Raw genomic sequence first — 18,090 nt, 5'->3', positions numbered from 1 at the left:
TATATTTCATACATTTCATACCTGCTTCCAGCTTTTCAGGCAATTATTCACATTTATTTCAGCGCTGTACTATGTACAGCCTGAGAACGTACAGGCTTGCAAGCAGGACAATGAAATTGTATACAGCCCTGAAAATGGGGATATATTGGTACTCAAACCAGATTTCGATTACTCGCTCTATTGAAAAATAGAGCTGGAAGGTTGCCACAAGCAGAAGCAGCATGACAATCACAAAAACTCCCTTTTTGAAGTTATCCCCGAGATCTGAAGTTTTTGCCTCTTTTGTCTCTGAGCTGAGCTCTTCTGTTTCATTCATCCAAACCGCCTCCTTAGAACTGCTGCCGAACAGAGCAGGACTGCTGCCAGGAACAGGCTAAACCCGGGAGTTGCTCCTTCTTCAGCGTATTTCTCTTCAGGGACCATTTCATAATCATCCACGTTTTCAAATTCACTGGTCTGAATCTTCTTTGTTTCCGTGGAAGTTTTATCTTTAACCTCAACTTTCGGATTAAGCTGGATATAATCTTCCCCGCGCCTTACAATGGTATCATTGTTCCAGATCAGAACTTCGACAGCGTAGTTGTACTGATCAGGCATGGTCAGGTTAACACTACGGATAACTGTTGTTTCGGGCTTGATCTCTCCTGTCCGAGTCCAGACCTTATCGGCAAGTAGCCCCGCGTCCAGTTCCCGGACCTTGACAAGCATACGGAGATCCCGGCTGGTTTTCTTGCCCTCATTTGTCAGATAGATGTCACTTTCAATGAGAACTTTTCCGTCTTCCACTTTCCTGACCCTGAAATCCATTTCGGAAATTTCAAGCCCTATATCCTGCACATCCGCAGGCAGAAAATCAAGGTTGTAGACATTGATTTCTCCGCTGCCCTTCTGGGTATCCTCTTCGAAAAGGACCGAACGTATATTGTAGCCTCCGGTCTTGGGCAGGCTCAGACTCTGGCTTACGGCTTTTGTTTCCCCTTTTTCCAGCCTCCCTAATTCAATTTTTTCCTGTGTTTCAAGCAGCCCGCTTTCCCTGCTGTAAACTTTCAAAAGAAGAGAAGCATTTTTCTCCGTATCCCCCTGATATTTTTCTACATATGTGGTAACATTGAGGTCTACAAAAGAAGTCCCGGCACGGTCTGCTGAGATGTCCATATCTTTGATGTTGTAGTTGCTTTCCTCTTCAAAACTCCGAACGCAACCGCTTCCTGAAGCAAAAAGGAAGATAATAGACATCAAAAACAATATCCGGATTGGCTTGATCCTCTGTTTTCCCAAAGTCCATCCTCCTCTTCATTAATTGTATTAACAAGTATATGCCTTTTGCCGTTATCGACAGGTTTTCCATTTCCTGGAAAATTATTAGGTGAAAATTATTAATATAAACATACGGATATTCAGATATGGGATAATATTTTGGGGGTTAGATAATGAAGAGCAAACTCTATAGAAAAATTCTGCTTGCAACCGATGACTCCGAAAGTGCCAGAAAAGCTGCAGATGCCGCGCTTGAGCTTGCTCACCTGAGCGGAGCAAAAATTTATGCTGTCTATGTTATCGACAGATCGATTTATTCTTCGGTTCCTGAAGATCTGGAGTGGGAAGAGGCAATGTATACCCGGTTCAGGGAACTGGGAGAAGAAGCCGTTTCTTATATGGAAAAAGCTGCAAAAGATACTGATTTGCAGGTCGAATCCGTCCTTCTCGAAGGACATCCCGCAGAAGAAATTGTCAATTTTGCAGAAAAGAACGGAATGGACCTGATTATCATCGGCTCGCTTGGAAAAAGCAAAGTCGAACGATTCCTGATAGGCAGCATATCCGAAAAAGTGATCAGGAACTCAAAAGTCCCGGTACTTGTCGTACACTGGAAGAGACCGTAAAATCGGGATTTTACGGGAAAAATCAGATCGGATTCAACAAAGCGAGGGAAAATAATGCTGAACGAAAAGATGGAAGAAGCGCTGAATGAACAAATTAACAAGGAACTGTACTCTTCTTACCTTTACCTTTCCATGGCGGCATACAGCTCCTCTATAGGCCTGCCCGGGTTTGCCCACTGGTTTAAGGTACAGGTCAAAGAAGAGACCATCCACGGGATGAAGATCTTTGATTATGTCAACGAAGGAGGAAGGGCTAGGTTAAAGGAGATCAAGGAGCCACCCATGGAGTTCGGGACACCGATGGAAATGTTCCAGAAGACCCTGCAACATGAGCAGTTCATTACCCGCTCAATCAATGACCTGGTAGAGCTTGCCCATTCGGAAAAAGATGAAGCAACGGCTTCCTTCCTTCAGTGGTATGTCGAAGAGCAGGTAGAAGAGGAAGAAAACGACAACGAGATAATAGATAAGCTGAAAATTGTCGGGGAAAACAAAGATGCTCTGTCAACACTTGATGCTGAGCTGGCAAAGAGGCTCCCTCCCGATGATGAGGAATGAAGTATCCGGGAGCAAAAATCTGAACAAAAAAAAAGGGGACAGAAAACTTGAGAAATTTAGGAGAAATATACAGGCTACAATAAAAGATACAGTAAAATAGTCTGGGATGTTCCTCTTTCTCAGAGAAACTTGACGATGGTTCCGCTTCCAAATGCTACAAGCTCTTCCCCCGAAGCCAATCTCATTTTCCTTTTATTCATTTTTTCCTAGCTCACTTTACCTGTGATTTATTTTGTCCTGTAGTACTCCCCGGTTTCCGAGTCTATTTTCTCTATTTTGCTTTCACCAAGCAATTTTTTAAGGACAGAGCGAAGACTTTTAGGGTCCATATTCAGACCCTGCCAGATCTGTTCGAAGGTACAGGGTCTCCTGAGGAGAAGGGCATAAACCTCTTCATCCAGCTCCCGGTGTAAAACCCTTGACCTCTTGTTTTTTCCTTTTAAAACCAGCCTTACTTTTTCTTCCCCAAACTCCGAAACAAAGCGCTTCGCAATTTCCCTTAATCTTTCCTCAGAGACCGGTCTTACCCATTTTTCCGCAGGGGGACGGCTGACTGTCAGAATTTCAATCTCGTCAGGGCATATGTACCTGATTGTTGCTATCAGGCTTTCAACCTCTTCATCAGTACTGTTCAGAGGCTTCCCTGCTTCACTCTCAAGAAACATGACCTCAAGTGCAAGTTTTTTTCCGGCCCCTCCTTTTGCAAGTTCCCTCAAGCCCTCGATTATTTCCTGCAGGGCTATGCCGGAGGCGGGCCTATGGATCTTTCTCCAGGTATTTTCATTTCCCGAAACCAGAGTAGCAACAATAAGGTCCGCCTGAGCCAGATTCTTCCGGACGTCCTCCCTTCCCACAAGGGAAGAATTCGTGATGACACAGACAGGGATTCCACCTATCTCCCTGACAGCCCGGATCATCTCCCCCAGAGAAAGGTTCAGAGAAGGTTCGCATGTCCCTGAAAAAGTGACATAGTCCAGACCCTCGATGTCTTTATGGAAATTCCGGAAACTTTGTGAAACTTCTTTTGAAGTTACCGGCTCCTTTACATCTTCAGGACTTCCGAGCTTTGATTCAACGTGCCCGAGCTGACAGTAAATGCAATCATAGTTACAGTTTTTTTTCGAGCCGGTGTTTTTAATCACATCGACCCCGAGAGATCTTCCGAGCCTTCTTGAAAGAATTGGCCCGTAAACGATTCTTGATTTCATTGTATAGGCTCTTCTTTTTGTCGTGTAAGCGGTCACTTCCTGACCATAGGAGTCCCGCACTCTTCACATTTTGTCTCAATGCAGGGCACTCCCGGCCTGTGGGACACCTCGTATCCGCATTCAGGGCATATGCACGTCCCTTCCGGGCCGCCGGTTCCTCCCTTACTCCTGCACCGCCCTCTAATCTCCCGGTTTGTGCCCACACCCGGACCTCTACCTTCCGGACCGCTGCCGTCTCCACCTGGCATTCTGTAATCTTCTCCTTCAATTTTTACTGCTTTTAATTTTTACTGCTTTTTATATATACAAAGGCTTCAGTCACTTTTTCAAGTACGCTTCTGAGAGCCCTCTGAAAAGTAGATTGTTGAACATCAGGCTGCATTTCCAGTTAGCCTGCCAGTTTATAAGAAACTGGAGGAACCTACCGGGAAATCCACCAGGAATCCCTCATTTCCCAGTTCAAAAATTATTTTTCAAACTAGTACCGTGAAAACCCAAATGTTGAACATACATTTTAGTGACTACCATCAGTTGATATTGTTTTTATCTAAATTGATGATCCATAATTAAGTTTTCATGGTACTAGTTTATAAATAAATTCGGAGCCCATCAATGAACCATCAGTTAATGGACTCATTTTTGAATTTGTTTATAAACTCATTCCTTTTTATCGTTTTCCTGGGACTGGAAGTTCTTCAAATTTTCTGTTAATTTATCAAGCTCCTGTTTCAGAGCCTTTATTCGGCCCTCAAGGAAATCTATATCCGATTCCGCCCCTGTCTGAGAAGGTGCAGGATAGTAATATCCAGAGTACTCACCCCGGGAAGCAAACTGCCCACCTTTTCCGGAACCAGGAGTTCGCCTGTGTCCTAAACCCCGACCTGCTCCGCAACCTGCTTTTCGGTTCATACCGCGTCCGGCCCTGCGGCCAGCTCCCACAGGAGTAACCGTCTTATAACCCGGCTCGTCACTGCCCGAGCAGTAACCCATAGCTCTTCCTGTCTTTGGTCCCTGGCCCATCGGACCTGTTCTATCTCCATGTGGCATTGTTTCCAACTCCTTTCATTGTACTATTCGATACATTGTTAATTCGATACATTGTTATATTGTGCGTAAAGTAAGAGTGGTCGGGGAAGAAGCTTTAAACAGTTCCGATAAGACAAACTGAAATGGAACAGCAAAGGAGCGCTGATTGCACCTTCCTCCCACTCTTTTTCGACCTTCCTTTTAACTTACTTCCTGACCATTGAGCTTCCGCATTTCTCGCATTTCACCTGGCTACAGGAGACTCCCGGCGTATGGGGAGTTTCATACCCGCAGGCAGGACATACACAATTTCCATCAGGTCCGCCGAACCGTCCACCCCGACCCTTGCCCTGTCCACGGCTTCTTCCACCGCCAACCGGGCCCTGGCCTGCAGGACCTGTTCCGTCTCCTCTTGGCATTCTGTAATCTCCTCCTTCAATCCGTATTGCTTTTCCATGGACAAGCGCATCGGTTACTTTTTCAAGTGCTTTTTTCAGAGCCCTCTGAAAAGTAGACTGGTGGATTTCCATACGAAGCGCAGCTTCGCCCTGAGAAAGATTTTCCAGAAAGCTGAGCCTCATGACCTCAAGTTCATCGATAGTTAGCAGAACCTCTTCGGGAATTTCACTTTCGGGACCGAAAGGTCTGAACTGCCTTGCCGAATGTTCGAAATCCACTATCCTTCTTTTTCTAGGGCGCATAATTATGCATAATAATGCAAAACTATATATAATTTTGCATTCATGCCAGGATCCGGACCTGAAATAGCTTTCAGAGGAAAAAAGGGGATTTGCCAGTCAACTTTTAATACATGAAGCTTGAAAAGCACCGTTAAATGTTAAACAACCTGGAATTTGATATTGTGAAAAAAGGTTTCGAATGGCTCTCTTCCCGGCAAATCCAGTCCGTAAAAGAACTTGCAAGTACAGTATCGGCTCATGCTTTATGGGGACTTCCGAACCTCTATACCCCTCTTCTTATCCGTAAAAAAGAAGGCAACTGCTGGAACTCCTCAATAAGGGATACGGCAAGGGCCTGTTCAGCCCTTTCGGCGGAAGGAATCATATTCCGGGCTCCGGAAAAGTGGTTACTTTCCATGAAAACAGGAAGCTCATGGAATGAAGACGTCTATGACACTGCCTACAGTCTTGGAGCTCTTGCGGACATGGAAGTTTCTGACAGGGAAGGATGCGGATGGTTATACGAAAACTACGGGCCTGACTGGGAACAGGTCGGCACTACTTCCCTTGTAATCACAGCCCTGAAAAAACAGGACAATCTAACCGAAAGTAGGGATTTTGAGGCTTTTGTCCGGGAAAGGGCTGAATGGATCCTTTCAAAAAGAAAGCAGGACGGAGGCTGGGAACATATTTCCACAAGCAATCTGGTAATCCAGGCTCTCCTCCTTGCAGGTTTCAAAAAGGAATTGGGAGCTTCCATTGACTGGCTCCTTGGAAAAGCCCGTGAAAGCGGGGCCTGGGGGAACAAAGAAGACGATATAAACGCAACTGCCCTGACTCTGAGCACACTCGGGATGTACGAAAAAGCCTGAACAGGAAAACTTGATTTATTTCTTTATCCATTTCCCTCTTTCATTCGAGCTTTTCTCCCACATTTTTCATCCGGATTTTTTCACCGTACTTTTTTTATTTTTTAATCTTTATAGAGATCTGTTTAATGAGAACTGCTTTCCAAAAACTATAAATAAGAGCGTGAATTTTGCCGGAGTTTCACCAAAAAACGTATATATAAAAAAATAATATTCTATCTTATCAATTAAGATTTATATAGAGAAAAAACAACATATAAAATTTAATTCTATTTTGTTGAGGAGGAAACCTGATCATGTAGATCGAATGGACTCTAAATCCGTTCAGCCGGGTTAGATTCCCGGGGTTTCCGCCATGTTTCTGAATCCCGGAATGGCACTTGCATAACATTCCACCGAGATCTTTTATAGAATCAGGAAACACTTTCCAGAGCCTATAAACTATTTCTGGATTACCTATTTCTTTTCCGGGTAGCTGTCAGCAATTGCTGGCTCCACGCTTATGTTCTATAAGCCGGGGTTCTGAATACTGTTCTTGGAAATTACCCGGGTTTTAGTTCACCAAGGGGTAACACTATGGATAAAAAACCGCTAGACACTCTGATATCTGCAACCGGGCTCTGGATGTCCAGGACCGGAATGATTCACAAAATCAAGCACCATGAAGTTTCAAGAAGCAAGATCTATATCGAAATGGCATGTGGAGAAAGGCTCGTTGTAAATAACTCCCGGAGCAGCAGGACTGCAAGAGCTCTCAGGCACCACAAATACAGAAAGACCTGCAGACACTGCAGGGTTTCGGACGAGGATATTAACAACTTCCTCACAAAGACCAGCGAAGAGAAAACCACCGTGAAAGTCAAGGTTGTTTCTGCTCCCAGAGTCAGGAAAGCCATGCCGAAATCCGTTGCCAGAGCTCCAAAACCGCTTGAAGCCACAGCACAGGTTCCGCTTTCCGGATCAAAACCTGCACCCGCAACCCCGGTTTCCGCACCTGCACAGGCTCCCGCACCATCAACAGGCTCGGCTTCGGCAACATCTGCATCAGCACAGAGAATGGCAAACTCTGCTGCGGCTCCGGCTGCTCCTGTTCCGACGAGTGCTCCTGCACTTACAAAGGGCCAGCTTGACAGGCTTGAAGGGCTGTTAAGTCCTAAAGATGAGATTTCCCTGGATTCCGAAAAGCCTTTCAGGGAGCTTGAGTCCGAACTGCTCTCCCGGAGAAAAAAAGACCTGAAGCGGATCTATGCCGAAGAGAGAGAAAACTATCTGGGAAAGCTCGAACGCGAAATTACGAAATTCTTTGTGGATAGGGGTTTTCTGGAGATCAAGTCCCCGATTCTGATCCCTGCGGAATACGTGGAGAGAATGGGCATTAACAGTGACACGGAGCTTTCAAAGCAGGTCTTTAGAATCGACAAAAATTTCTGTTTAAGGCCAATGTTAGCCCCGAACCTCTACAACTACCTGCGCAAGCTTGACAGAGCCCTGCCTGACCCGATAAAAATCTTCGAAATCGGGCCCTGTTACAGGAAAGAATCGGACGGCAAAGAACACCTGGAAGAGTTTACCATGCTGAACTTCTGCCAGATGGGGTCAGGCTGCACACGAGAAAACCTTGAAGCCATAATCACGGAGTTCCTGAACCACCTGGGGATCGACTTTGAGATTATAGGGGATTCCTGCATGGTCTACGGAAATACCCTTGATGTCATGCACGACGACCTTGAACTTTCTTCTGCGGTCGTAGGGCCCGTCCCTCTTGACCGGGAATGGGGAATTGACAAGCCCTGGATAGGAGCCGGTTTCGGGCTTGAACGCCTGCTGAAAGTCATGCACGGCTTCAAAAACATCAAAAGAGCTGCAAGGTCCGAATCTTACTATAACGGGATTTCCACAAACCTGTAAACCTGGAATTCCCTAAAAATGACATCTAACTGTTCGGATTCTACCGGACAGGGATATCAGAGTAGCAATAAACGGCAATCTAAACTTAAAATGGCAAAAAACCGGTTTCGGGACTTAAAATGGCAAACTCGGAACCTGAAAATGGAAAAACGGCATGATTAGACCTGTCCTGAAAGAAATCTGAAAGGAAGGCGGTAAAGATGGGAAAAACTGTAAAACTATGAGAGGGTGAAATTTTGATCAAAAAAATGGCAACCGAGGACCTTGACAGGTTCGGAGAGAAAATAATTGAAGGCTTTCAATTGTCTGATGATGACCTGAGGGCTCTTCTCTCCCTCGAATCCGAAGAAGAGCTGGAAAAGCTATACTATGTAGCCCGAAAGGTCAGAAACCACTATTTTGGTAACAGGGTGTTTCTTAACTGCTTTATCTATTTCTCTACCTACTGTAAGAACCAGTGCGCTTTTTGCTACTATAACTGCAAAAACGAAATCAACCGCTACCGGCTGAGCAGAGAGGAAATAAAAGAGACCTGCAAAGCCTTAAAAGGAGCAGGTTTTCACATGATCGACCTGACCATGGGAGAAGACCCTTATTACTATGAGGAGCCGGACCGCTTCGTTGAGCTTGTCCAGATGGTAAAGAACGAACTCGGGCTCCCCATTATGATTTCCCCGGGAGTGATGGACAACGCCACCCTTCTCAAAGCCAGGGAAAAGGGGGCAAATTTCTTCGCCCTGTACCAGGAAACCTATGACCAGGAACTTTACGAAAAACTCCGGGTAGGCCAGTCCTTTAAAGGGAGATATAACACCCGCCGCTTTGCAAAGGAACAGGGGTACTGCATAGAAGACGGGATTCTCACGGGTGTTGGGAACGATATTGAGTCAACAATCAAGTCCCTGAGGGGAATGAAATCAAACGATCCTGATATGGTCCGGGTTATGACGTTCCTGCCTCAGGAAGGTACCCCACTCGAGAGGTTCAAAGAGAATTCAAACCTTTCGGAACTGAAAATAATTGCAATCCTCAGGCTCATATTCCCGAAATGCCTGATCCCGGCATCCCTTGACCTCGAAGGCATCGACGGCATGGTTCACCGCTTAAATGCAGGCGCAAACATTGTCACTTCCATCCTCCCCTCGGATTCAAAGTTAGAAGGCGTTGCCAACTATGACCGCGACCTTGAAGAGCGGGATCGGGATATAAAAAGCGTAATCAAAAGGCTTGAAGGCATGGGGATGGAACCTGCTCCGCAGGCAGAATTCGAAACTGTCCTGAGGTGCTAGCTTGAAAACCATATGCCTTATAGGCGGGAAACTCCAGGGCTTCGAAGCGGCTTACCTGTCTAAGAAAGCCGACATGAAAGTAGTTGTGATAGATAAAAACCCTCAGGCGCTTATAAGGAACTATGCCGACGAGTTCCACTGTTTTGATGTAATAAAAGAGCCTGAAAAACTTCTCGAGATCTCAAAAAACGTTGACGCCATACTCCCTGTAAATGAAAACCTTGAATGTATAAAGTTCCTGAGTTCCGTAAAAGAGGAATTCTCCTGCCCTGTCCTCTTCGATTTCGAGGCTTACCGGATCAGCAGGGACAAGAAAAAATCAAAAGAATACTTCAGGTCCATAGGAATCCCGACCCCGCAGGACAAACCAGGCAGGCCGCCTTATTTTGTAAAACCCCCCTGTGAAAGCAGCAGTGTGGGAGCAAGGATAATTTATGACGAAGAGGAGCTTGGAGAGCTTGAGCCGGGAATGCTGGTCGAAGAATATGTGGAGGGGGAAGTGATTTCCCTTGAAGTCATAGGAGACGGGACCCATTTTGCAGTGGTAAAGGAAACCCTTATACACATCGACAGAACCTACGACTGCCACATGGTAACCCCTCTTCCTTCTGACCTTTCCTTCAGGGAGATATCCTATTCCCTTGCAGCAAACCTGCCCTTAAAAGGGATCATGGACGTGGAAGCAATTTCCGGCCCCCAGGGATTGAAAGTAATCGAAATCGATTCCCGCTTCCCGAGCCAGACCCCAACTGCAGTCTACTATTCTTCGGGAGTTAACCTCATAGAACTCCTGTTCCGCGCCTTCGGAGAAGGTGTCGAAGAGGTCAAAACCCTTCCTGAAGACAGGTACTGCATTTACGAACACCTCATGCTTGCAGAAAACGGAGCCCTCATCCCGGTGGGAGAGCAGGTGCTCTCTATGGGAAACGATTACGGCAAATATTATGAAGAGCCCGGCATTGAGATTTTCCTGTGCAGAGGAGAGGACCCTGTGTTCACCCTGGTCTTCTGGGGCAAAGATAGGGAAGAAGCCGAGAATAAAAAGAGAACAGGACTCTTGATCCTGAAAGACCGCTTCGGAGCGGCTGTGTAAAATGGCAAAAATCGGATAAGAATAAAAATTTGCCCAAAGTAAAAATTTGTTTAAAACAGAAAAAGGAGATAAAAAATGGCACTTTTAACCCCGGAAGACCTGGAAAACATTAACAGACAGCTTCATGAAGCTGATTCTACTGTACGGAGAGTTACAGGGCTTGACATTAAAGGAGTCTGCAAAGACTTCTACGGCACGACCCCATGCTGTGAAAAGGTAGGCATTGTACCTGTGACCTCGGGAAACGGGATAATAGGAAATTTCTCGGAATCCCTGCGTGCAATTACCGAATATTTCGGATTTGACAGCTTTGTTACGACTATGCCTGATGTAAGCGGGTACTATGAGGCAGTAAGAAACGGCGCCCAGATTATCCTCATGGCGGATGACAATACCTTCCTTGCCCATAACCTCAAAAACGGGAAAATAGCCAATAACCAGCCCTGCACAGGCATAATTTATGCGGAAATAGCCTCCAGATACATGAAAGCCGATTCAAAAGACGTACTTGCCGTTGGCCTGGGAAAGGTGGGTTTTCCGGGAGCAGCGCACCTCGTAAATAAGGGCTTCAGGGTCTATGGCTATGATGCTGATAAAGCCCTTCTTGAGAAAACCGTTTCTGACCTTGGAATTACTCCTTTTGAACCCGAAAACCCGAGAAGATTTTCCATTATTTTCGAGGCAACTCCCTGTGCGGACACGGTTCCCGAATCCGTAATTTCGGATAACTGCGTAATTTCCACCCCCGGAATCCCCTGCGCAATTTCCAGGGAGCTTCAAGAAAAGTACGGAGTGGAACTTATAATGGAACCTCTCGGGATAGGGACGGCATCCATGCTGTATTCTATCCTGTAAAGAATAGTTCGGTGAAAAAAGCCGTGGGGAATAAACCCCACCAGAATCTTATTTTGCGGTGACTTTTAGTTTGTTGATGTAGATGGTGCCTTCGGGACAGAGGTTGACACAACGACGATAACTTGCACCTCCAAATTGCGATGCGGGATCACAGGAAATCGGATATTTTTAACCGTTCTTTTTTATAAGATTTATGAGAATACTGTAAACTTTCTAACAATTTATAAAAAATAAGGAATATAAATTAAAGAAGTTGAGGGGAAAAATACAGGAGCCCTGGCTGAAAGATAGAAACCAAATGACTTAAATAATTGCAAAGTGTATCTTATTAAAAATTAATATAGTTAGATATAAATCTCCCGGCAAGGACAAAGCGAAAAAAAATGAAAATTGCAATTATTCTCGGCACCTGGCCTGAGATCATAAAATTATAAATGAAGAGATCCTGCCGATAATGAAAAGAAGGCTCAAAGATTGCATGTTTGGAGGGGTCCAGGGACCGGGAAGATGCTCAGGAACGCACCTCCAGAACCTTACAGGCTCTGTCTGAAAGCCGGAGCTGAATTTATGTGTGCACGTATGTTGTAGGACCACAATTTGAGAAGTAAGTTAAGTTTTCTATCATTTTGGAAAAAGGACAAACACCATGTACGAAAAATTAAAGGAAAATACCGAACTCTGGGACCTCTTTACTAAAAAAGAAGAGTACAATTTGACCTTTTCCGACCAGTACAATAGATTTCCTTATTATTTAAGCAGGCACAAAAATATTTTTGAGCCGAGAGTTTCCAAATTTCTGATAGAAAACGGACTGCAACCTGAGTATCCGGACGAAAAAAAATTCGCCGTCTGCCTTACACACGACATTGACACGGTTTACCCGGATAAACTATATCCAGTAATCGGGTCTCTTAAAGCCCTTGCCCGAAGGGACCTGACTGGGGCGATGAAAACCCCTTTTTGCAGAGTTAACAGGAAATGGAATCCATGCTGGAACTTCAAGGAGATAATGAAACTGGAAGCCAAATATGATGCAAAATCCAGTTTTTATTTTCTGGTTCTGAACCCTGAAGAGACAGACTTCAATTATAACATTAAAGATCTTGAATCGGAACTGGGCTTTATATCCGATAGCGGGTGGGAAGTCGGCCTGCATGGCGGGCACGAATCCTACAACAGCCTTGAAGACCTGAAAGAAAAAAAAAGTCGGCTTGAGGGAGCCCTGGGTAAAAGAATTGTAGGGTACAGAAATCACTTTTTGAGGTTTAGAGTCCCGGATACATGGGAATTGTTGAGCAAAGCGGGGTTCAAGTACGATACCACATTCGGGTATCCGGACTGTGCGGGCTTTAGAAACGGGATGTGTCATCCGTTCAAACCTTTTAATTTGAATACTGGACAACAGATTGATATTGTGGAAATCCCGCTGGTTATTATGGACCGTTCGCTTTTTATAGACTACATGCGACTCGATTTTAAAAAAGCCTGGGAATTCACAAAAAATATTATTGATACCGTTGAACAGTATAACGGCATAATTACAATCTTATGGCATAATACATACATGCAAGGAGAAAATCTAAAATTTTATGAGGAAATTCTCAATTACTGTTCCAGGAAAAGTGCCTGGATTACGAATGGAGAAGAAGTTTGCGACTGGTGGAGCAAAAATTCCTGGATATAAAACAGGTTAACCGTATTCACTTTTGAATAGTCACAATTCAAGTTTCAAAAACGCTCGTTTATAATAGATGTTCATTCAGAATATCACAAATATCTGCGCATGCATTTCCGGTTCCAAAAACATCACTTTTGATTTCAGCCCCTTCAAAATTTAAAATAGCATCCTTGATTTTCTTATAATCCACCTCCACAAGCACATTCCCTCCATCCTCTACAGTCTCAATCCACTCGGCATTCTCTCTCATGGTTATAAAGGGCACTCCAAGAATATATGCCTCTTTCTGCGCCCCTTCTCAGTCTGTGAGGATCTTTTTTGCATGTGCCATAAGTTTTAGCATCTCAAGATATCCAACTGGAGATCTCAAGATATCTAGCTTGGGAAACAGCCCTAACTTTTTTACATTGTTTGCCCCGGAGACCATACTGCTTCAAGTATTTTTCAGTTCTTGGGTGTACCGGAAAAACAATAGGATATCAACCCCACAGAAGGCATTAACAATAGAGGAAAGGTTCTTGAAGCTATCGGCATTAGAGACCCTATGTACAGTAGCAACCAGATATTCTTTTGGATTGACTCCCAGGTCCTCCGGAACAGTGACCACTCCCCCGGCAATTTTTAGATTGTATTCCAGAGCATCAAGCTTACATCTCCAACATTGTACACCCCGGTTGTTACTCCCTCATTTTTGAGGTTTAAGACCGCCGTTTCAGTGGGGCAGAAGGGCAGGTCCGAGATATGGTCTGTGAGTACTCTGTTAATTTCTTCCGGCATAGCTTTCTGGACATACGCTGAAACAGAATTGTGTTTCTCTCAAAAGGATGGAGGGAAGAATCGGTAAAGGAAAAGAGAGGGAAATGAATCCCAAAAATCTTATTTTTCCTTTATTTTGAGTTTCGTGATATCGAGGGCGTTTTCGGGACAGATGCTAACACAGCGCCGGCAGCTTGTGCCCAGGCATTTCTGGCTGTCGTATTTTGCGATTCTGTTACCGTTGGTTTCTACTATTTCGAGGGCGCCTTCAGGGCATTCTTCTACGCATTTCTGGCAGTAGATGCACTTGTCCACAGAGACTTCGAGGATTATGCCTATTTCTTTGAGGATGGCAAGTCCGCCAACTCCGACCTGCTCTATGTCCTTACTCACCCTCTTTTCTATGTCAGCGTGCTCGAGGGTCCGGGGAAGTTTGGGCAGGCCGTAGAGTTCAAGCATCTGGTCGTACATTTCGAGGGGCATGCCCATGGTCCAGTAGGAAAGTTCGCAGAGGTAGAAGTTGTTGAAAGTATCGCTAGTTGCCATCATCAGGTGGTCGGCAGTAATCTTTTTTGCTATCTCTATAACGTCGTCCAGCCTGGATTTGTCCAGAACAAGTTCCCAGGCAAGGGCGAGAGAGGTGTTTCCGAACTGTACGACTTTTCTGGCATATCCCGGGGCAGCCCCGAGCCTGCGAGCAGCTTCGGCGTCTACATAGGCTCCGGAAGCCCCTGACATGTACGCATACTCAAGGTCTTCGTACCTGATTCCGGATTCCACTATTAGGGTCATGTGAGCAGCCCGGATTGCTCCTATGGCTTTTCCGGCTTCTTCGACATCCTTTTCAGTAATCTCGATTCCGGGGCCCAGAATCAGTTTTCCGTTAGGGAGTTTGGGAGGCTTTTCAATCAACCCGCTTTTCAACGCAAGAGCAAAAACCGAGATCACTCCCGTTCCTGTAATGCCTGAAACCTCATATCCGTTAGACTCTTTTATCTCACCGCTTACAGGGTTGATCAGGTAAGCTTCTCTCTTTTCCATCTCCCTGTCAAGCACCAGAATTTTCCAGTATTCGCCTTCAGGCTTCACATCGCAAATCGCCCCTGGGCTTGCAAGCATACCGGAACTGATCCCCTGCCCTTCGATTGCAGGGCCTGCAGCAGCGCTTGCCGTTATAATTCTGTCCCCTACCTTGAGAGCCATTTCGGCATTTGTCCCGTAATCGGTCACAAGCGCAGGCTCGGTCTGTGTAAGGAAATCGGTTTCGAGCATCATGGCAAGGGCATCAGCCCCAATTTCATGCTTGATTGCGGGAGGCACGATCACTTCACAGTCAGGAAGAAAATCGTTTCCGAAAAGTTCTGAGGCAAGAAATACCCGGGCATCTCTTTTTACATCCTGAACCCCGAGCATTTTCTGTTTGTTTTCCCCGGCGTATGCGAGGTCCCTTATTTCGATGTTCTGAAAAAGAGAAAGCTGGATAGGGTTCCCACAGACTGCAAGCCTTTCCACTTTCGACAGGTCGGCATCGAATTTCAGGAACATCCTCCTGACGGTTTCGATAATTACACCGTGAGCCACATCTTCCCCGGTCGTTATTGCAAAATCCAGGTGGTCCATGACATTTCCCCCAGGAAGGGGGTGACCCATGGTTATGACTGTTTTTAAGGTCTCATGCGTATCAAGATCAATAATCTGGGCTCGAAAACCACTGGTACCCAGGTCAAGTGCTATTCCGTACATTTTTAGATTCTCCTGAAGTATACATCGTCCCGAGAAGTCCGGCACCATAGACTGCATCGGAAACAGATGACATGAAGAGTTTACATTTTCAAGTACAGGGAGAGGATGCAATATTATTCGATATGAATTATGTAAAATAGAACCCATGAATTATATAAATTAGTATTATTGGTTGAGTATCTGGACACAATTCCATAATTTAGTGATTTCTCATTTTTTTCCATCCTTTAAACTTCAATTTCTCTGCTAACTTCCTAAATAAACTGTAATATAACCCTTGAGAAACAATTTTTTTGGCATTTCTGCCAAAGAATTCTTTTACTTCTGTAATTTTTCACTGAACCTATTGACTAAAATCGACACGCTCCGCTATGTCATTCTGAACTACTCTCTCAAAAATAGATATTACTAAAGCTTAAATGGAGAAAATAATCTGAACAATTCCATAAATGACTTTTGTGGTTTCTTAAGTAAATTTAATCTTCTCATCTGAGTAAGTTTAATCCGATTTTCAATTCCTTTGTCAGTTCTAAACTTCTTCTTGTTATCCGTTTTTAGACTTTTTGAATAATAGCTTTCGATAGGGTTATTTGTCGCTGGCGCTCCTGGAAGATAATGGAACAAAGTAAGATTTAACCAGTGTTTATTGATCATCCACAATCGTTTTTGAACCTTTTCATCATATGTTCTTATATTTTCCATTAATTTATCAAAGTTATATTTTGCTTTTTCAAGACTATTACGTGGAAGATTTTCCTTTTTTCTTCTGATTTCAAGCTTTAATTTATGTCTATACTGGCAAAATTCCTTTTTTGCTTTTTTAATCCATTCTTGATGCTTTTCTTTGTTATTAATTACGTTGAGTTCTTCAGATTGAAGTTTTTGCAGAAATTTAATCTCATTCTCTCTATTATAAAATATACTTAATAACCTGTACTTCAAAAGTTCCTGTTCTATCGTTGTGTTCTTTGGAAAATCATTAACAATAAGCTTATTTAAATGCATCAAACAATATTGATGGACTAACTTATCCCTAAAAATTTCCTTTAATATATCAGGGTATCTCTTATCAAAATCCGTAACGATAAACACTGGCTCTGATGCATCAAGATTTTTCTTTAGAAATTTCTTGATGGTTTCTGGACTCTTATCTTTGAAAAGTTCATCTGCTATCGTTCTTTGAGCTTTTGCATCCAGTAAAGTTAAACGGTATTTCTGACATCTTCCTTCTTTTGGATGTTGTTCGTCATAATGCACCATATGTATATTTTCTGAATATGGAATAGTTTCCTGTTCCATTTCTTTGTAGAATGCTCTAAAAATCGTGCTTCTTGATCTTGGATATATGAAATCCATTAGATCAGAAATTCCATCATATGAAACGTTATGGTATCTGAGTAACTGGAAAAAATCATTGAATGTATCAAAAAGTAAAGTCTTCATATCTTCCCAAAAACTATAATCTTCTTCGTGTGTACTACCACAGTTTGAGCATTTATACCGACCAATGTTGATTTCCCCAAGACCGTCTTTGGTATGGGGATTATAGCCATTATGAACCATTGGAGTATTACAAATTGAACAGACGGGAGGAATTTTTCTACGAAAAATTCCTCGTGTAGTATATTCATAATCGTTTCCAAAACAACCAAAAACGTCTAAGAGAGCATGGAGCTCAGAAAAGTTATTAAGTGTAAGATTTATAGTCACCATTGCTTCTGCCGTAACATCATTACATAATTATAGGATTATAATTTTGTGTAGTGATGTTACACTTACTTTTATCACTAGATTTTGGGACTGAGTCAGTATCTGGCTACTTCAATTTTTCAGGTGAAATTATTTCTTACAAATGTAACTTGCCATAAATCCGTCATATTTAATATATTCGATATAAAATCCCACACCTGTGAGAAGACCTTCCATAACCCAATCCAGTGTTGAAAATTCTTCTTTTATGTGGATTTCCGTTTCTTCAGCAATTTTATCCCCGGCAGATATTTCCAGATCAGTTATAATTTTATCGAAATAGCTATCATAATTCTGAATAGAAGAAGGGAATACAACATCGTGCAAATAGAATTTTCCTTCTTCCTTTAACATCCCGTAAATTCTTCTCAAAGCCATCATTTTCCAATAGTCAGGAAGATGGTGTAAAGCTAGTTGAGTGACAATCACATCAAATAGTTCATCATGATTTTCATATGTTAGAAACCCAGCATTATAAAATTGTATATTTGTTTTATTCTGGCTTTCAGCCTTTCTTCTTGCAAAGTTTATCATCATTTTCGAAACATCGATAGCTATAACCTGTTTGCAGTGTGCCGAGATATTAAGGGCCAATTCTCCTGTTCCTGTCCCTATTTCAAGAACCACATCACTTTTCTTTAGTTTTAGGAGTTCCCGAATGCGGTTAGACTCATTTTCAATATTTCTCAAGTTCTGCATACGTAAATCATAAGTATTTACTTCTTCGATATCTGCATAATCCGCTCCAGATTGTTTGAATTCATCATAGTACCATCTTGGATATTGGCGCATATA

Annotated in this window: 20 protein-coding genes; 8 read left to right on the top strand and 12 right to left on the bottom strand. The window is 43.6% G+C overall.

Annotated elements, in window-relative coordinates:
• Positions 1-58 precede the first annotated feature (58 nt).
• Both MA_RS00875 and MA_RS00870 read right to left on the bottom strand, forming a co-directional pair.
• Positions 59-316: a hypothetical protein gene (locus MA_RS00875; protein WP_048064828.1), complete on the bottom strand. Its 258-nt coding sequence runs from the start codon at positions 314-316 to the stop codon at positions 59-61.
• A complete protein-coding gene (locus MA_RS00870; RefSeq protein WP_226990714.1) occupies positions 313-1,278 on the bottom strand; it encodes a DUF7490 domain-containing protein in 966 nt (321 codons plus the stop codon). The genes MA_RS00875 and MA_RS00870 overlap by 4 nt, the downstream gene beginning before the upstream one ends.
• Positions 1,279-1,430: 152 nt before the next feature.
• On the opposite strand from MA_RS00870, the gene MA_RS00865 reads away from it, so the two are divergent.
• Both MA_RS00865 and MA_RS00860 read left to right on the top strand, forming a co-directional pair.
• A complete protein-coding gene (locus tag MA_RS00865; protein WP_011020220.1) occupies positions 1,431-1,883 on the top strand; it encodes a universal stress protein in 453 nt (150 codons plus the stop codon).
• A 54-nt stretch (positions 1,884-1,937) separates the two neighbouring features.
• A complete protein-coding gene (locus MA_RS00860; RefSeq protein WP_011020219.1) occupies positions 1,938-2,441 on the top strand; it encodes a ferritin in 504 nt (167 codons plus the stop codon).
• A gap of 227 nt (positions 2,442-2,668) precedes the next feature.
• Here MA_RS00860 and MA_RS00855 read toward each other — a convergent pair whose 3' ends face one another.
• From MA_RS00855 to MA_RS00840, 4 genes are all read right to left on the bottom strand, one after another.
• Positions 2,669-3,649: a radical SAM protein gene (locus tag MA_RS00855; RefSeq protein WP_011020218.1), complete on the bottom strand. Its 981-nt coding sequence runs from the start codon at positions 3,647-3,649 to the stop codon at positions 2,669-2,671.
• A gap of 32 nt (positions 3,650-3,681) precedes the next feature.
• Entirely contained in the window at positions 3,682-3,897 is a 216-nt protein-coding gene (locus tag MA_RS00850; protein ID WP_011020217.1) for a hypothetical protein, read from the bottom strand.
• Between the two features lie 409 nt (positions 3,898-4,306).
• Positions 4,307-4,696: a DUF5320 domain-containing protein gene (locus tag MA_RS00845; protein WP_048064827.1), complete on the bottom strand. Its 390-nt coding sequence runs from the start codon at positions 4,694-4,696 to the stop codon at positions 4,307-4,309.
• A gap of 185 nt (positions 4,697-4,881) precedes the next feature.
• Positions 4,882-5,376: a DUF134 domain-containing protein gene (locus MA_RS00840; RefSeq protein ID WP_011020215.1), complete on the bottom strand. Its 495-nt coding sequence runs from the start codon at positions 5,374-5,376 to the stop codon at positions 4,882-4,884.
• Positions 5,377-5,510: 134 nt separating this feature from the next.
• Between MA_RS00840 and MA_RS00835 the strand changes: the two genes are divergently transcribed.
• From MA_RS00835 to MA_RS00805, 6 genes are all read left to right on the top strand, one after another.
• Complete coding sequence (locus MA_RS00835) at positions 5,511-6,227, top strand: hypothetical protein (protein ID WP_011020214.1); 717 nt, start codon at positions 5,511-5,513, stop codon at positions 6,225-6,227.
• Between the two features lie 573 nt (positions 6,228-6,800).
• The gene (pylS, locus tag MA_RS00825) at positions 6,801-8,132 is read left to right on the top strand and encodes a pyrrolysine--tRNA(Pyl) ligase (protein WP_011020213.1); all 1,332 of its coding nucleotides are present in this window, start codon (positions 6,801-6,803) and stop codon (positions 8,130-8,132) included.
• A gap of 236 nt (positions 8,133-8,368) precedes the next feature.
• On the top strand, positions 8,369-9,421 hold the full coding sequence (pylB, locus tag MA_RS00820; protein WP_011020212.1) for a methylornithine synthase PylB: 1,053 nt from the start codon (positions 8,369-8,371) through the stop codon (positions 9,419-9,421).
• Position 9,422: 1 nt separating this feature from the next.
• Positions 9,423-10,514 (top strand): 3-methylornithine--L-lysine ligase PylC, encoded by a 1,092-nt coding sequence (pylC, locus tag MA_RS00815; protein ID WP_011020211.1) that lies wholly within the window; start codon positions 9,423-9,425, stop codon positions 10,512-10,514.
• Between the two features lie 75 nt (positions 10,515-10,589).
• On the top strand, positions 10,590-11,369 hold the full coding sequence (gene pylD / locus MA_RS00810; protein WP_011020210.1) for a 3-methylornithyl-N6-L-lysine dehydrogenase PylD: 780 nt from the start codon (positions 10,590-10,592) through the stop codon (positions 11,367-11,369).
• A 646-nt stretch (positions 11,370-12,015) separates the two neighbouring features.
• The gene (locus MA_RS00805; protein WP_011020209.1) at positions 12,016-13,053 is read left to right on the top strand and encodes a polysaccharide deacetylase family protein; all 1,038 of its coding nucleotides are present in this window, start codon (positions 12,016-12,018) and stop codon (positions 13,051-13,053) included.
• Between the two features lie 58 nt (positions 13,054-13,111).
• On the opposite strand, the gene MA_RS24320 is transcribed toward MA_RS00805, so the two are convergent.
• The 6 genes from MA_RS24320 to MA_RS00785 form a co-directional block, all read right to left on the bottom strand.
• Positions 13,112-13,297, bottom strand: coding sequence for a hypothetical protein (locus MA_RS24320; protein WP_052279090.1), 186 nt, complete (start codon positions 13,295-13,297; stop codon positions 13,112-13,114).
• A gap of 183 nt (positions 13,298-13,480) precedes the next feature.
• Positions 13,481-13,654 carry a hypothetical protein gene (locus tag MA_RS26380; protein WP_157860062.1) on the bottom strand — a complete coding sequence of 58 codons (174 nt, stop codon included), beginning with the start codon at positions 13,652-13,654 and terminating at the stop codon, positions 13,481-13,483.
• Between the two features lie 14 nt (positions 13,655-13,668).
• On the bottom strand, positions 13,669-13,824 hold the full coding sequence (locus MA_RS24920) for a UDP-N-acetylglucosamine 2-epimerase (protein ID WP_083755863.1): 156 nt from the start codon (positions 13,822-13,824) through the stop codon (positions 13,669-13,671).
• Between the two features lie 99 nt (positions 13,825-13,923).
• Positions 13,924-15,546: a methylamine methyltransferase corrinoid protein reductive activase gene (locus MA_RS00795; RefSeq protein ID WP_011020208.1), complete on the bottom strand. Its 1,623-nt coding sequence runs from the start codon at positions 15,544-15,546 to the stop codon at positions 13,924-13,926.
• 408 nt (positions 15,547-15,954) lie between these two features.
• A complete protein-coding gene (locus MA_RS00790) occupies positions 15,955-17,259 on the bottom strand; it encodes an ISNCY-like element ISMac19 family transposase (protein WP_011020207.1) in 1,305 nt (434 codons plus the stop codon).
• A gap of 126 nt (positions 17,260-17,385) precedes the next feature.
• The gene (locus tag MA_RS00785; protein ID WP_011020206.1) at positions 17,386-18,087 is read right to left on the bottom strand and encodes a class I SAM-dependent methyltransferase; all 702 of its coding nucleotides are present in this window, start codon (positions 18,085-18,087) and stop codon (positions 17,386-17,388) included.
• Positions 18,088-18,090: the final 3 nt, after the last annotated feature.

Origin of the sequence: Methanosarcina acetivorans C2A (genome assembly GCF_000007345.1) — an archaeon.
GTDB classification, from domain to species: domain Archaea; phylum Halobacteriota; class Methanosarcinia; order Methanosarcinales; family Methanosarcinaceae; genus Methanosarcina; species Methanosarcina acetivorans.
Note: the sequence above shows the minus strand (reverse complement) of the source record. Positions and strands in the feature narration are given on the sequence as shown.